This window comes from Lachnospira rogosae (ex Hitch et al. 2025), assembly GCF_040096455.1.
Classification (GTDB): Bacteria; Bacillota; Clostridia; order Lachnospirales; family Lachnospiraceae; genus Lachnospira; species Lachnospira rogosae.
Genome location: NZ_JBBMER010000003.1, coordinates 274,753 through 291,949, shown reverse-complemented (window position 1 = coordinate 291,949; position 17,197 = coordinate 274,753). Strand labels below are relative to the sequence as shown.

The 17,197-nt window shown below is 34.8% G+C and carries 9 protein-coding genes; all 9 read right to left on the bottom strand.

Features of this window, described 5'->3' with window-relative positions:
• Positions 1-181: 181 nt before the first annotated feature.
• Entirely contained in the window at positions 182-7,435 is a 7,254-nt protein-coding gene (locus WMO14_RS05600; protein WP_349153430.1) for a pectinesterase family protein, read from the bottom strand.
• A 306-nt stretch (positions 7,436-7,741) separates the two neighbouring features.
• Positions 7,742-9,910, bottom strand: a complete 2,169-nt coding sequence (locus WMO14_RS05595; RefSeq protein WP_349153429.1) for a hybrid sensor histidine kinase/response regulator — start codon at positions 9,908-9,910, stop codon at positions 7,742-7,744.
• The gene (locus tag WMO14_RS05590; RefSeq protein WP_349153428.1) at positions 9,910-10,728 is read right to left on the bottom strand and encodes a substrate-binding periplasmic protein; all 819 of its coding nucleotides are present in this window, start codon (positions 10,726-10,728) and stop codon (positions 9,910-9,912) included. Before WMO14_RS05590 ends, WMO14_RS05595 begins: the two co-directional genes overlap by 1 nt.
• Before the next feature lie 326 nt (positions 10,729-11,054).
• Positions 11,055-13,217, bottom strand: a complete 2,163-nt coding sequence (ftsH, locus tag WMO14_RS05585) for an ATP-dependent zinc metalloprotease FtsH (protein ID WP_082437072.1) — start codon at positions 13,215-13,217, stop codon at positions 11,055-11,057.
• Positions 13,218-13,356: 139 nt separating this feature from the next.
• Positions 13,357-14,178 (bottom strand): DUF2705 family protein, encoded by an 822-nt coding sequence (locus WMO14_RS05580; protein WP_055306238.1) that lies wholly within the window; start codon positions 14,176-14,178, stop codon positions 13,357-13,359.
• Between the two features lie 4 nt (positions 14,179-14,182).
• Positions 14,183-14,983: a hypothetical protein gene (locus tag WMO14_RS05575; protein ID WP_349153427.1), complete on the bottom strand. Its 801-nt coding sequence runs from the start codon at positions 14,981-14,983 to the stop codon at positions 14,183-14,185.
• Between the two features lie 21 nt (positions 14,984-15,004).
• Positions 15,005-15,568: a hypothetical protein gene (locus WMO14_RS05570; RefSeq protein ID WP_055306240.1), complete on the bottom strand. Its 564-nt coding sequence runs from the start codon at positions 15,566-15,568 to the stop codon at positions 15,005-15,007.
• On the bottom strand, positions 15,555-16,391 hold the full coding sequence (locus WMO14_RS05565) for a hypothetical protein (RefSeq protein ID WP_055306241.1): 837 nt from the start codon (positions 16,389-16,391) through the stop codon (positions 15,555-15,557). The genes WMO14_RS05570 and WMO14_RS05565 overlap by 14 nt, the downstream gene beginning before the upstream one ends.
• 38 nt (positions 16,392-16,429) lie before the next feature.
• Positions 16,430-17,185 carry a hypothetical protein gene (locus WMO14_RS05560; protein ID WP_349153426.1) on the bottom strand — a complete coding sequence of 252 codons (756 nt, stop codon included), beginning with the start codon at positions 17,183-17,185 and terminating at the stop codon, positions 16,430-16,432.
• Positions 17,186-17,197: the final 12 nt, after the last annotated feature.

Genomic DNA, 17,197 nt, shown 5'->3' with positions numbered 1-17,197 from the left:
TACATAATTCAACTTATTTTTACATTTTTTAATAATTATAGAATTTCCTATTACATAAAAAGGCAGCCACCGTGATTACACTCCTCCGCTGGATATACCAGAAAGTATGCTGTATCACTTTATGTGACTGCCATTTTATTATCTGCTTATATTATCAGCTTATATTATTAAGTATATAATTCTAAGCATTTTCTTTTCTTCTATATAATGTAAGACATATAACACCTGCACTAATCATAAGAACTGCAAGAAGAATTATTGTTCTTGTAACTGAGAGAGTATCAGCTGTAGCCGCACTATCATCTGCTGTTGCAGCACTGTCTTCTGCCACATCATTATTATCTGCCGCACTGCCATTTCCTGATACATTGCTCTTATCCTCTGTATTAGAATTAGCAACATCCTCATAGACTACAATATATGTTGAGAATCTATCAGTTGCAAATGTAAGTTCTCCTGTTGCTTCATCAAATGTGGCACTAAGAATATCTGATACCCCATTATGAATTCTTATTACACTATACTTCCTTGTCTTTGAAGAATCTTTATTAATAAGGTCTGAATTTAACTTAACCTTAATATTAATTGCACTGTTAAGTTCATATACATCAGACTTCTGCGAACCTATAATCTTCTGTAACTGAATATCAAGTATGCATCCAGCAGCCTGATTGTCCTTAATGTTACTATTAATAAGTTTCTTCTCATCTTCTGTAAGATTAGAACTCTTATCCTTTACAGTAAGTGCAATATCAACCTTTACACCATCTTCTGCCTGTTTAGCTTCATCTTCTGTAAGGATAGCTTTAATAATGTCTTCTGTTGAATCTACAAGTCCTGTTTCCGGTACTCTTTCATCTACCAATACTGAAACTTTAATATCTGTCTTAACATCAGAGTTATCTGAACCCGGCTTGTTGTTATCACCCGGCTTATTATCGTTGTCGCCTGGCTTATTATCGTTGTCGCCCGGCTTATTATCGTTGTCACCTGGCTTATTATCGTTGTCGCCCGGCTGTGTATTCTCAAGCTTAGGAATAACTGTAATGTCTGCCTTGTCACCACATACTGTACAATGATGTGACTTGCTTCCTTCTTCTGTAGTAGTAGCTTCCTTATCGATAGTCCATTCTGTACTATAATTATGTCCTGCCGCTGGAATTACTTCTGTCTTAGTATCTCCACATACTATACAAGTATATAACTTTGAACCTTCTTCTGTACAAGTTGCTTCTTTCTGTACTTCACCATCATTCCATACATGTTCTGTATGTTCTTGCTTAGCTTCATTGTAAGAAGTCTTCTCCCACTGTAATGTTGTAAGTGTAAGCTTTCCTGCACCTGTATATGGTTTAACTTTAGTATCAAGTTCTAAAGCTGCATATAATGTGTAGCCAGTATAAGGAAGGTCTTTCTTGAATTCATCTTTATCCTGAACTAATGCTACTTCACCTTCTTTATCAGTATTAAGAGCTACCTTTAATTCCTGCTGGACTCCGTCAAGCATATAGATTGTATTAAATGCATTAATATAACCTGCTGGACTGCTTCCGTTACCACTTATAAGTGCATTAGTTATACCTGACATATAGCAGTTCTCAAGTAACATATGAGCTCCACAGTTAGATGATGCACCATTACTTACAATTTTCTTAGCTAATTCCGGATTTGTCTTTTCTATATCAAGACGCATTTCTCTTAAATCCTGTGCATCCATAATACAATTGTATACATGTGCTGTACCATAACGAAGTCTTGGCATTCTATCCATCGAATTCTTATAGTAGTTATTAGCAAGTGTAAGTTTAATATTCTTAGCTGATGAATCATCATCAGACTGTCCTAATAAATGAGTCTTTTTCTGACCATAAGCATAATTGTATATCTGCTGATCTGTCATACCCTCTTCAAGCAAATGCTTATAATATGGGTAGTTATCTGGATTAGCCTTCATAGCATTCATCATTTCATCAAAGAATACATTATCTTCACTTGCTGGAAGGAATTCACACCATGATATTGTTATATTACTGTCATTAACTGGTGTCTTAACATCAATAACTCCATCATATGACTTATAGAAAGTACAGTGGTCAACCCATATATCAGAGCTTCCCTTTTCTATTGTCATATAATCCCAGTCATTACGATCATAAGCACCTTCTGTATAATCGTCCCACTCCCATATCTCATCAAATTCAATATTTCTTATGATGATATTATTAGAGCCTGTTATATCTATACATGTATGTGTAATCTTAGCTCCATTCTTAGAGTAGATTGTAAGATTACTCATATCTGCAAGCTTAAGCATTGATACACCTGTCTTTAAAAGTGTTGGGTGTGTAAGTGGCTCAAGCTTATGTGCTGTTATAAATGAGCTGTAGCTGTCAAAGTTATTAACTTCCTTATCACCAAGCGCAATATCTGCTGTAAGCTCGATTACTGATGCCTTACCACTCTTCTTTACACTCTGTATTGCATTAAGAAATTCTTCTGCTGTACCTGCTGTGTAATAGTTATCTGATGTTTCCTTTAATAATCCACCACCTGTTACATTAGCACTCTGTGCATAACCTTCCTGTGCATACTGTGCAAGTCCTGTATCATCACCTTCTGTCTGTGAATAAGTATCTGATACATATTCTTTCTCTACATATCTGTCTGTGCTGTCTGTCTTAACAGTACCTGTATACTTTGTTCCTATTGTATCTACTGATGTATATGGATCCCAGCCAAGATATGATGTTGAAGTCATTTCATTGGCTTTCGTAGCAGATATCTGTCTTCTGTTATTGTTAATTGCAAATGCAGGACCATAGCTTCCATACTCGAAAAATCTTGCATTGGCAGCCAAATTACCACTCATATCTGTATATGGATTAGAAGCATTCGGCTTTAATATCTTACCCATATAGCAGTTAATCCAAGTAATATAAGCATCTGCTCCCCAAGGTCTTGCAAGATAATACTTACTTCCTGAGCATCCCTCTTCTGAGAGAACCTGACAGTTAAAGAATGTAAGACCATATGTTGCAGAGGCTGATGCCTTAGGAGCTGATACATAGCCTGAATTCTTATTAGCATTGTAACGGAATACAAGCTTGCAATCATTGAATAATGCCATAGGCTCATTACCATATATGAAATCCACATTACCAGCTATATAGCACTTGTAATAATACTGAGTGCCACCATTAGCACAAAGCGTATCCTGATAACCAAGTATTCTTAAGTTGATATATGATGTTTCATTGGCATCATTTCTTAAAGCATCTGCTGATTCATTTGACTTAGTACCATCACCAAGATAATTATAAGTATTCTCGATTGTAAGGTTCTCTGCCGAAAAGCCTGTTGCTGTCTTATCTATTCTTACAGCACATCTTAAAGACATATCTCCACCAGCTAATTCCTTAACATCATAATATATTCTTGTCTTCTCGCTATCCTCACCTATAAGTGTTATATAAGGAGATTTAACAACAAGATGTTCTTCATAATCACCTTCTTTAACAAGAATAATTACACGTCTCGTGTTATCAGAAGCAACTGAATCTACTGCCGCCTGAACTGTCTTATAAGTTGGTATTCCATTAACCTCCTCACCATCAGTTCCTGTGTATGCACTATCTACAACCTTGTTGTAATTAGTAAGATATACATAATTAAATGTTTCTCTAGTCTTGTTACCTTTCTTATCTGTGAATATTAATTCAACATCATTTCTTCCTTCTTCAATAGCAATGTCTTTAAATGCAAAGCTTTCTTTTTCTTTAACATCTGTCTTTGCTGCTTCACTGCCATTAACATAAAGCGTTGCTGTTACATTTTCTTCAACTACACCTTCAATTGTAATCTTTCCATTGTATACAGTGTCATATGACTTCTTAGTTATTGTATACTTAACAGCATCATCTTCATATACATATTTACCTGTATGTCCTGCTGTTGGAACAGTCCATAAAGTATCTGATGGGTTACTGTAGTTATCTACTTTTCCATTAACGTGTGAATAAGCTATTATATAATAGTAATATGGCATCTCTGCTGTTACATCTTTATCTTTATAAGCACATTCTGTAACTGTTGCTATCTTTGAAGCATTCTCTGCTGTCTCATCGTATGAATAACGATATACCTCATATTGGTCAGCCTTATCTACTGCATCCCATACAAGATCAACTGTATCTGCACTTGAAGCTATGCTTGCCTTTGGTGAATCCAGTGCTGCTATTACTGTTATTGCATCTGATTCAACATAATCATTAATCTCACCATTAATACCTAACTTACCAGCCACTCTGAACTTATAATCTCCGGCATCCTTAATTGAATACTTATATGTTGGCTCAGTAATGTCTGATGCAACCTTTTCCCAGCTCTTTCCGTTATCTCTTGATACTTCAAGCACATATAAACCATCGCCTTCGGCTGGTACTTCATCTGTCCAGCTTACTGTGATGTAATCTCTTGTATAAGCTGCTTTAGCTGTAACTTCCTTAACAACTGGTGCTGTACCTACTGCATTGTAGCATTTATTCTGGTCGTAAAGAACTGTTCCGTCCTGTGCTATATACTTCATATTCTGGATAGTTGCCTTAACACCTGCTAATACAAATCCATATGATACTGCTGTATTTTTCTTATCTGCATTAAATAAGAGATTATCACTTGCACTATAAGAATATGTAGCTGTCTTAGTCTCTCCACCCTTAGGTGTTGCTGTGATAACAAGAGCATCGTCTGTCTTTTCAACTGTAAATGTCACAACAGTTCCTGCTGGAATAGTTGTATCCACTTTACTTGAAGCACCTGCAAGATCTGATGGCTTCTTTGAGTAAACCATCTTAAGTGCATTAGAATTACGTATTCCTACGGTGTCTATATAATTCTTGTTAAATGCACCAAAGAATATACCATTAGTATTGCTTGAACCACACTCTGTAATTGTTATATCTGCTGTAAGCTTGTTGGCATCTGTAGTCTCATCAAATCCAAAGAAGCTTACTGTATTATTGATATTAGTTGACTTATCAGTGTTTGTAGTTGTATTTAATGTACCACCTGTCTGTGTAAGAACAAGTTTCTGTCCTGTAGGCTGTACAACAAGATTAGAAGCTGTACCATAATCATATGTCTTAGGCATAGCTGGCTGTTCATTATATTCAACATCCTTAGCTGCATATACTATAGATATTGAAACTATGTAAGCTGAACCTGTTGATACAATTTCAACTGTTCCTTCGCTCTCATCTTCATAATTATATACTGTTGTCACATCATCTTTTGATGCCGGCTCACCCGCTATTGTGTAAAGTGCATATGTACTTGCTGGTGCATATGATTTTACTGATATAGTACACTTTCCACTTACAGGTATTGTTATCTTAGCTCCTGTAGTAAACTGTGCTGAATTAGGGCTTGGTCCATTAGGAACTAACTTACCTTTTGTAGCATCAATAGCTAAACCATTGTAGTAGCCTGTTGTTCCCATAATATTATCATCATAATAATCACCATCATCACTCTTAACAAAAGACCAGCTTGTAACCTGCTCAAATATAAGCTTATGTGATGCTTCAGCACCCTTTACTGTAACTGTGTTACCTGACTTTACCTTGTATGGAAGTGCAAGGAAATCACCACCAAGTGTAAGTGTATATGAACCCTCTCTTAACTTAATAGCATCCTTATCTGTAAATACATATTCATATCCATCATCATTATTCATATATATGTATTTTACATTCTTGCCTGTTAAATCAGGTTCTTCCGGAAGACTTACTGTAACGGCATATGTTGGCTTAAGTCCTACAGTTATATCTAATTCTGCATCTTCTGAATATTTAATTCCATCTGATACAGAAGTTACTTCATAGTCATTAGCACCCTTTACGGCTACACTATATGAAACACCTTTTTCAAACTTAGCTGTATATTTCCAAGTATCTGTATCAATAGTTACTTCTGGAACATAGTCTGTTTCCTCAGTTGTTGTAAATACAAGTTCAAGGCCTTCTGTATAATAACCCTCAGTAATGCCATTAATCTTACCTGTTACTGTGCAGGTATCAAGGCTAATGACAGTTAAATCTGCTGTAATCCTGGCAGCAGTCTCTGTACTTACACTATGTTTATAAATACCACTCTTAATCTGGTATGCCGGATTGCTCAGTGATATCTCATATTCCATAACTTCATCTTCTGCTGGTACTTCAATTGAATATGTACCGCTCTTGCCATTCTCTGCAACTGTTATATCTGATGTATATGTAAGTCCAGTTGTATTATTAGTCGCTACAACCTGCATATCAGATGGAATATCTGATTTAGATGTAATAGTTCCATTTATTACTTTCTTATTAAGTTCTACACATTCGATTGAAAGATTTCTAATGTATGTATTAGTTTTAACATCTAATGTAAGCTCTCCTTCATCTCCTGTAAGATAACATTCAAATTCCACATCAACATAATTTTTGTCAGAATTTTCAACACAGGAAATACATTCCATCTTTCTTAAGACCTTGTCACTTCCTGTTATATTAAGTGTATTTCCTAATATGCTGTCCTTATCTGTACCTACGTTCTTATTGACAGTAAGTTTAATAACAGCCTTATCTCCCGCTGCCGGTATAACTATCTTAGTACCAGTATTAACCTGAATTCTATCACCTGTCGTTGGATAAAACTTACCTGATGATGCATCAACATATAATACATCTTTATCACCATTAGTATAAGTTCCTGTATCACTTTGAATTATTGTATTAGAACCTTTACTTGATAAAACTGTTTCTGAATATCCCCATTCAGCTTTAGTATCCCCACCATCTGCGAATGAAGCAGATGTTGTCGCATAACTTGTTGATGAGTCAACCTTTATCATATAAAGATATTTCTGTGCTTTTAACTTAACAGATACTGTTGTTGCATTTTTATCTACCATTCCAGTAATTACATAGCTTTTACTTCCACCTGATGTCACTTTAACATCATTCATTCCTGTACATTCAATATCATCTACAGTTATTCCACTACTTGCCTGCAATGTTACTGTACAACTTTTCGCATTATTAATCACAGGAAAAGTCATTACTGTTCCTGCATTAACCTGAAAATCCTTATTAGTACTGACTGCTTTCAGGCTTCTATTAGCCATTTTACCTGAATTTGCATTTATTAATAATTCATCATTATTAGAATTAACCAGCTTACCTGATTTGCCGTTCAATTCCGTAACTGAATTATCATTATCGCCATCTGCATACATTTTAGAACTTACTGTCCACTCTGCACTGGCTTTTTCTGCCGCTTTGGCTGTAATGCTAAACAAGCCCTCCGGCAATGAAAGTCCAGATATGATTAAAGCTAACGCCATAAACATAGCCGAACTTCTGCGAAACCATTCTCTTCTACGTCTTGATTTCATAGTCCATACTCTCCCTTTCTTAACAATACAATGTTTTGTAACTTTTACACAAAACCAATTGCATATTTTCTATAAGATTACAACTTTTGACGAAAATGTACTACTGATTTTTATAGTTCTCGGGTACCAATTACTGAAATTTTTAGGTTTTGATGTATTTTTTGTAATACATTGCATAAAATCCGTGTGAACATTTACCAATAATCGTCTATATCACAAAATAATATATATGTATTACTGCTAATTATTTACACGGATGTTATACGCATATATTTAGTTATTATCATTCTCTTAGTGTCACATCTATTATCTGCCTGCCTGTCTGGCAATTATATTAACTAATTCATCAGCATCTATTGGCTTTGCTATATGTGTATTCATACCAGCTTTAATGCTCCGTTCTATATCATCATAGAATGCGTTGGCACTCATCGCTATAATTATTACAGTACCCGCATCTTCTCTTCCTGACTTTCTTATCTTCTCTGCGGTTTCCAAGCCGTCCATAACCGGCATCATTATATCAAGGAGTATAACATCATACTCATTAGCATCTGAATTCATATATGTATCCAGTGCTTCCCTGCCATTGCTTACTCCAACAGTCCTTGCACCCGCATTATCAAGAATAAAGCTTACAATCTCCATATTCATCTCGTTGTCTTCTGCAACCAGCACTTTAAGCCCTTCAATTGACATCTGTGCATCATATTTACTATTCTTAGCTTCAGTCACGTTACGGTTAATTTTGAATGGTAATATTATTGTAAACTCTGTTCCAACATTCTGTCTGCTAATAAATTCAATTTCTCCACCCATTATCTCAATAAACCTCTTGGTTATTGCAAGTCCAAGCCCGGTTCCTTTATAAGCTGTTCTTGCATTGCTGCTCTCCTGTGCAAATGGCTCAAAAGCTATCTGCTGGAATTCTTCGCTCATTCCTATTCCGGTGTCTTCACATATGAAAGTAACCTTAACTGTATCGTCATCAGCTGCATTTTCACTATAAAAAAATCTTACAGAGCCATTCTGCACATTATATTTAATCGCATTGGATAATATATTCTGTAATATCTGCCTTAAATGAAGCGAACTGCCTATCAGATTGTCATATTCTATACTACCTCTGTCAACTGAATAATCGATACACTGTTCATCTGCCTGTGTCTCAATAACACTGCTGACCTCATTAATAATCTTCGTAAGCTCAAATGGTTCTTCTTTAATGGCAATCTCCCCCGACTCAAGCTTATTCATATCAAGAACATCATTTACAAGATCTAATAAAAAGCCTGAGGCTGACATAATCTTATCAAGACATTCTTCTTCCTTTTCCCTGTTGCCAAGATTGAACCTGCATATATCGACCATTCCTCTTATTCCATTAATAGGTGTTCTTATATCGTGGCTCATTCGCCTTAGAAAATCTGTCTTTGCAATATTGGCACGTTTCTCCTGCTCTGCCGCCTGTAGAAGCTGTCTTTTATATTCCATTTCCTGTAGCTGCATTTTGCTTTCGTCCTTGGCAATAACAAGCTGTCTTACAAACATGACAACACCTATTACCGCAATATAAACAAATAATGCAGCAGCAACCGCCCTGTTTCTTAAAGAATATACCTGCTTATCCGCAAAGAACGCATATATTGTATAATTCTCTATCTGCTTTCTCTTGCCATAGTAATAATCATTTTTGTATGGTACAGCTATAATACCATTATCATTTTCTTCCCAAGCTCCATCATATCTTTGCCTCAGTGCCTTCATATCAAGCCCCTGAAGCTCCTCGTCATTGGAATTAAGCACCTTGTCCTCATCTGATATATATACAATCCCATCCATATCAAACTCAAAACCTGATATGAGCCTGTCAATGCTTATATCTCCACTATTATCATAGCTTTCCTTCTTCACATATGTAATAACTGCACCTTTTGTATCTTTTCTTGCCGCTACAGCAATATCGGAAAACTCCTCATTCTGGCTTTCGGTATATGTTATGCTCCCTGACCTGGCATTAACTCTTGTTATATATACCTTCTGTGGGTGTTCAATGACATCTTTTACATTACTGTCGTCTATAACTGAATCAATATCCGTATATTCCATTCCCCTGCAATATTCACATTCACCCTCTCCGTCAAGAACAACTATTCCGTCAAGTCTCTGGTTATACATATATTCATCTAAAAATGTATCAATATCATCTTCATACTGCATACACCTTACTAATTCCTGTGTCTTATCAGAAAGCCTGTACAAGCTTTTCACTTTATCATTCTGTATAAAGTATTCATATGTATTAACTCTTGTCTGCACAAAATCCAGCACCCTGTCTGCTGTCTTATTAACCGTTTCATTGCTTATTTCGGTAAATATAACAGCTACTATTGTCAACAGTATAAATCCTGTAATTATTGAAATCAAAAATGCTTTAACATCTGATATGCCCCATATTCTACTCTTATCTTCCATTAGTTCCCCCATACTGCCATACTAACGTCAACCCCATATTTCTCTGCTATGCTCTGTATTGTGCCATCAGCCCTCATTTCATTAAGCACCCCTGTAAGCTTCTTATCAATTCCACTGTCATTATCAAGTGAAAATGCAATTCCCAGCTCTGACATACTTAATTCTTCCCGAAGCACACCAAAATGTTCCTCATTGGACTGTACAAATACTTTCATAGCATTTTCGTGACCTGCTATGGCATCAACATAACCTTTTCTCATACTAGCATATAATTCTTCCATCGTTGACATACTGTACAGCACACCAACCTGCGGCGTATTCGTATTGGATAGTATGTACTCCGGCTTGGAAGTTACCTGCACCGCCACTCTTTTGCCGTTAAGATCATCAAGGTTTTCTATCCCGCTGTCTTTATTGACAACTACTATCTGACGGCTGTACATATATGGACCAGCCCAGTTGTACTTATCCTCCCTGCCGGTCATTGTAAAACAGCCCCACAGGCAGTCTACCGCTCCCTCTTTAAGATATATGTCTTTGTTATCCCATACAATCTGCTTGAATACTGGCGTATAACCCATACGCCTGCAAGCCTCTCTTGCTATCTCAACATCAATTCCTGTAAAGTTGCCATCACTGTCAAGATAACTGTAAGGCACATAATTATCACTGCCTATTATAAGAGGCTTTAAATCATTACTTGAACTCTTAGAGCCGTTATTATGTATATTACTGCACGCCATAAGCCCTGCTGATACTATGACAGACAATATACATATAACTAATTTTAAATAACTAATTATATTATTACTTTTCATTTTTCCCCCACTCTTTAATAAATACACTCTTAAGTATTTCTGCCTGATGTCTGTATATATCCTTTTATATATTTATCAATGTTTTTAATCATATACTCTACTAATCTTACATAACTTTTATGTATTTAATTATATAGCCTGATGAACTATAAGTCTATGTTTATATATTTTAAAATTTTTAATTTATTTATATAAAATAAATTGTTCCGTAGCTTATACTATATATTAATATTAAAAACAGCAGGAAGATATTATGAATTTCCAATATCTTCCTGCTGCTTATATACATCAGCTTATATGCTTTATTATTCTATTATAATTGTATGTTACTCATTATTGCTGTTATTAAATATATCTGGATTTTCTTCGTTAATAGTGCTCTTCGCAGTATCTTTATTATCTGCTCCGGATGAAGCTGTATCAGAAGATGCATCTCCTATTCCCTTCCATATATCACTTTCTGCAGGTCCGCTAAGTGTAGATGAATAACTTCCATCTTCATTGAATGTTACACTCTCGGCAACCTTTTCAGAATGTGTAAAACCTGTTGTGTCAACTGGTTCTGGAATACCTTTGACCTCGCGGAATATCTTCATAAATTCCTTACCTGTAATTGTTTCGTGATCATAAAGATAATGGGCAATCTTGTCAAGGACATCTCTGTTCTCTATAAGAAGCTGCTTAGCTTCCTCATAACATTCCTTTAACATATTCTTGACTTCTTCATCAATCTGTGCAGCTGTTTCATCAGAACAGTCAAGTCTTGCATTACCATTAAGGTAAGGGTCATCAACTGTTGCCAGATTCATAAGTCCGAATCTGTCTGACATACCATACTGTGTAATCATAGCCTTGGCTATCTTGGTAGCCTTTTCTATATCGTTAGCAGCCCCTGTTGTAACTTTGCCAAAGACAATCTCCTCTGCCGCACGTCCAGCAACTAAAGTTACAAGTCTTGCCATAAGCTCATCTTTGTTCTGTAAGTACTTTTCTTCTTCTGGAACCTGCATTACATAACCTAATGAACCCATAGTTCTTGGTACAATAGTAATCTTCTGTACTGGCTCTGAGTCTTTCTTTAAAGCTGTAACAAGTGCGTGTCCTACCTCGTGGTAAGCAACTGTCTGCTTCTCTTCCTTGCTGAGCACCCGATCTTTCTTCTCTTTACCAGCTATGACAACTTCAACTGCCTCAAATAAATCTTTCTGTGATACATACTTTCTTCCTGCCTTAACTGCAGCGATAGCAGCTTCATTAATCATATTGGCAAGATCTGAACCTACTGCACCACTTGTTGCAAGTCCGATTTCTTCAAAATTAACTGTATCGTCCATAAGCACATCTTTAGAATGTACTTTAAGTGTTTCAATACGTCCCTTAAGGTCTGGCTTGTCAACTATAACTCTTCTGTCAAGACGGCCTGGTCTAAGTAACGCCTTATCAAGAACTTCTGGTCTGTTAGTAGCCGCAAGTATAAATATACCCTTTGATGAATCGAAACCATCCATCTCTGCTAATAACTGGTTAAGTGTCTGTTCTCTTTCGTCATTACCGCCGCCATATCTTGAATCACGGCTCTTACCAATAGCATCAATCTCATCTATGAATATGATACAAGGTGCCTGCTTGGTAGCTTCTTTAAAAAGGTCTCTTACTCGTGAAGCACCAACACCTACGAACATCTCAACAAAATCTGAACCTGCAAGTGAGAAGAATGGTACATTAGCCTCACCAGCTACTGCCTTTGCAAGAAGTGTCTTACCAGTTCCCGGAGGACCTACTAAAAGAGCACCCTTTGGAAGCTTGGCACCAATCTTTGAATACTTATCTGGATTATGAAGAAAATCCACTATCTCTGTAAGCGACTCCTTCGCCTCATCCTGTCCTGCTACATCTTTAAATGTAACACCTGTCTTCTTCTGTACATATACCTTAGCGTTATTCTTGCCGACACCCATGCCGCCCATCATACCGCCGCCTTTGGATATTCTTCTATATACAAAGGCAAATATTACATATATGAATAAGAATGGTAATACATATGCAACCAGAAATTCTACTATTGATGAATTAGAATCTGGTATATAACCTGAGAATTCAATACCTTTTCTCTTGAGTAATGGAACAAGTGTGTCATCATTAACATATCCTGTATAGTATGTGTAGCCTAACTTGTTCGCTTCCGGAGTATCCCCTGCACTGTCAACTGGTGTAATAAGAATTCTATCCTGTTCAAGTGCAACGCTCTTTACTTCATCATTATTAACCATCTCTATGAACTCATTATAAGTTATCTCCTTATAAGTAGCATTCTTTACGAGATTGTTAAGCATTGTTATTCCAATAAATGTAATAACCGCAGCAATTATAATAAAGACAATAAGACTGGTGTTCTTAGGCTTTTTATTATTGTTATTATTGCCGCCACCATTATTCCTGTTGTTATTATTACCACCACCGTAATTATTACCGTTGTTGTAATTATCCATTCGGCTTCTCCATTCCTAGTTCTTTATACTCTCATCGTCTGATAACTTACATTAACAGACAATACCCATTATAAAGAAGGAATATTTATAAATCAACCTTTAATAAAAGGTTTCATACTATTTATTTTTTATTAAGATTTTAAAATATATCTATCCGCTTGAACTTTTTAATCAATATAATATTGCTTATCATAATAACAAGACAGCTTACAACTATAATATGCAATGGATTTATTATTCCACCTGAAATATAAGATGTATTAACATACATAAAAGCATTGCCTATGCACAAAGCATTTCTGATATATGCAGATAATATAACTACCATAACTACCATCATATATCCTACTTCTGAATTAATTATAAATGATACCATTAACTGTAAACTTCCCAATGCCAATGAAGTTATATATGACATTAACAATAGCTTTAAAAATACAACCGATGTATTACAGTTATTCGCTAATTCAACACCTGTAATCCTGTATGCAAGTTCTGTATTAATAGCACAGCCAATATTACCCTGTAAATTTATTATGCAGACTAATTCAAGCGTAGCAAGCATACACAAATATACCGTTGATAAAGCACACCATACCCAGACCATCTTTCCAGCAATCCAGCTTATTCTGCTCTTTGTTCTAACTATTATATATCTTGCCCTGCTGTCATAATCTTCCCTTGCATAATCGCCTATAATAAATGCTATAATTAACTGAAATAAAAGATATACAACTGATGGCAGTTCCGCTATTCCGTTGGATACTTCTATCAGCTTTCCCCTGAAACAATATATCCATATGTCGGCTATTGTAAAACCTGTATTATCTATTTTCCCTTCCTGTATCAAATTATTATATGTATATATGTACATAACTGAGATTAATAGGGTTATAACAATTATAACAATATATTTATAAAACTTCTGTAATATTCCCTCTTTGATATCTAATAAAACCATATCATTATTCCTTATACATAATATCTTTTTTTTGCACAATACGCAGTGAAATTATATATATTATCAAACACAGCAGGACAGGATATAAAAGACACCTTACTGGTCCAATACCATATTTTCTAACCATCTGTCCAGGCATCATTGTAATTCTGCTAAACAACACCTTGGTCAAATATGTATATCTGTCAAGACATACCCATATAATTGAAGCCAACATTCCAAGACTTTTATTACTGCTTATCCAATATACAATCTGCGAAATAATAACTGTTATAAACAATATTGAAAATATCTGCACACTTAAATATACAGCCATTTCATATACAGATGGACATTTTTCCATAGTATAACCGGATACAAATCTAAATCTACTATTCTCCATATCCCAGTTACATATTTTAATATGCACATTAAATATTTTTAATATAATGCATAACCCAATAATATTAATCAGAAGAATACTTGTCATTTCCATACATTTTGCCGTTATATTTTTGCAAATATTATTCCAATAATGTCTTATGCTTTTATAACGGATAATAACTGCACACCTATGACTGCTTCTTAAATCTGCCTGAATTATAACTGACAAAAAAATAAGCAGTATCATTTCAAAACCATAATATTCACTATATAAAATATTATCATATATACATACCTCTCCTTTGTCCGGACGGCTAATTCCATACATTATATATGTATAAATAAATGCGGCAATTATAAGAATTTCACATAAAATCAATGTTTCTTTTCTTAATTTCATCTCATATTCTGATGTTCTAAGACTGTTTTTCCTCAATAACATATTTATATTCATCTACCCACTTTATATATTTAACACAAACATAATTTTTTGAGGATATGTACGATATACAAGATGAAATTCCTCTTTTGATATATCAGCATTTTCAGGCACATTAAGAGCATATGCCATCTTTATATCTGTACTTTCCCCCGGCTTTAAGTTGACCTTATTACACTCACTGCTTGCTCCGTTACTCCATCCAGATGGCATACATTCCATAACAAAATTATAAATTAATGCCTCAATATTCTTATCTTCATCTGACTGGTTGCATACATTAAGCCTTACATATATATATTTATAATCTTTTTTACTTTTTTTCAGTTTTGTTATTATATTCTCATCTGTGAACTTTGTTATTGTCTGCTGCGTATTGTCCATAAGTTCACTTTCCTCAAGTTCAATTCTAAGTCCTTCAACTTCCAAGGCTTCTTCACAGGTGTAAATAACTTCTTGCGCTTCTGGAAATGCCGCATTTATCTTAATATAATTGACTGCCCACACAAATATCATTATAGCTATGCAAATACCTATAGCAATCAACTTAACCTTGCGGTTTAATTTAAAATTCTTATAAAACTTCATTATGCATCCCCCTATACATATATACAGCAAATGTAATGCCGCATATTATTATGTATTCAATAATCAGGTTCAATAAAGTGTTATTATATGAATACCCAACTGTCATTATTCTGATAGGATTATATTTTTCTAAATTAAAAAATCCCTGAATTATATAGCAAAAATAATTAAGAAGAAATGGAAATATCATTGTTATAAAATACACTGGAACTATCTGGCTTAACATAACACTAAAAGTGGTAAATAAGCCTGTATACAAAAATATAATCATCAATTCAATAAATATATAAATATACGGATGTGTATATGATACGCCTGATAAAAGACTAAATCCCCGTGGTTCATAAAATCCAACTACTGCCTGCATTTTTACCGAAGGTAGTATTATTGAACAGGCTATCAAATTCATCAACAACGGAACTACAACAACTATTCCTCCAGCTATATGTGAAACCACACATTTAACTATAAGGTAATATTTTTTATCAATTCTGGTATATATATTTTCTATATACCCACTCTTTATATCAGAAACTGCACTATAACCATATGCGAATACTGCCATAAGCGGCATTATCATAATATATAACTGTCTAAGCGGAATTGCATTTTTCTGCAATGAGAAAAACCACGAATTAAACACTGTATTGATAGTATTTCCTATGCTTCCATCAAATGTACCTATTATATCTTTACTGTATCTTAACGGAGCTATAACAAATTCTATTCCTGTTATTACAATTCCCAACAACAACATAAGCCAAAACATCCTGCTTTTAAAAGCTCTTTCCACTTCTATCCTTAACAATGCACCTATCCTCATAGTTTTGTTCCTTTCTATAATTAATCAGGAATTCCTATTCACTCTCTTGATATATTATCCAATATTACTAATGGTGCTTTTTTTCCTTGAGTAGCTGGATTTATTTCTAATTCAAGACAAGGATTTATAAGCAACTGACTATAACTGCCATCATTGTCTGTATAGTTGTCTAGCACCTTAAATAAAACAATATATACTTTTTCTTCACCTGCATTTATATCATCATATAAACAATGTGTTGTCCTTTCATATGAAGATGGATATATTGCCGCACATTCAGATAAACGGTAATATTTATTATCATCATAATAATTGCCTATGCTTGCCATTCCTATTGGACACTCTGCTGTATTGCTGGCAATATTCTTTACTTTTATATACACATACACAAGGCTCATATTCTCCGAATTATAATTACTAAGTGAACCTTTCTGTATCCACTCTGTCTTAAAATATTGTGATGCTTCCAGTTCTATTTCATCATAAGTCTTATCTATTATTACTTTCTGAACCGTTATTTCAAAATCTGAAATATTCACACTGTCATTACATTTATACACACCACCATAATGTTCAACTGCATTTGCTTCCATACTTGTAAGTGAATTTTCTGTTGTGCTTTCTGATTGCTGGTCTTTGTACGGATTGTCAGCTTTTGTTGTCTGTGAATATCTGGAATTATCTATAACTATATCTGTAGCTTTCTGCTTATTACATCCACACAACATAATAAGCATTACCACAGTTACACACACTATATACTTCTTCATATACTCTACAGGCTTGTATAACATCAGCTATACAAG

Coding starts and splice junctions, on each gene's coding strand:
- WMO14_RS05600 (WP_349153430.1), bottom strand. CDS start 7,435: ATGAAATCAAGACGTAGAAGAGAATGGTTTCGCAGAAGTTCGGCTATG.
- WMO14_RS05595 (WP_349153429.1), bottom strand. CDS start 9,910: ATGGAAGATAAGAGTAGAATATGGGGCATATCAGATGTTAAAGCATTT.
- WMO14_RS05590 (WP_349153428.1), bottom strand. CDS start 10,728: ATGAAAAGTAATAATATAATTAGTTATTTAAAATTAGTTATATGTATA.
- ftsH (WP_082437072.1), bottom strand. CDS start 13,217: ATGGATAATTACAACAACGGTAATAATTACGGTGGTGGTAATAATAAC.
- WMO14_RS05580 (WP_055306238.1), bottom strand. CDS start 14,178: ATGGTTTTATTAGATATCAAAGAGGGAATATTACAGAAGTTTTATAAA.
- WMO14_RS05575 (WP_349153427.1), bottom strand. CDS start 14,983: ATGTTATTGAGGAAAAACAGTCTTAGAACATCAGAATATGAGATGAAA.
- WMO14_RS05570 (WP_055306240.1), bottom strand. CDS start 15,568: ATGAAGTTTTATAAGAATTTTAAATTAAACCGCAAGGTTAAGTTGATT.
- WMO14_RS05565 (WP_055306241.1), bottom strand. CDS start 16,391: ATGAGGATAGGTGCATTGTTAAGGATAGAAGTGGAAAGAGCTTTTAAA.
- WMO14_RS05560 (WP_349153426.1), bottom strand. CDS start 17,185: ATGTTATACAAGCCTGTAGAGTATATGAAGAAGTATATAGTGTGTGTA.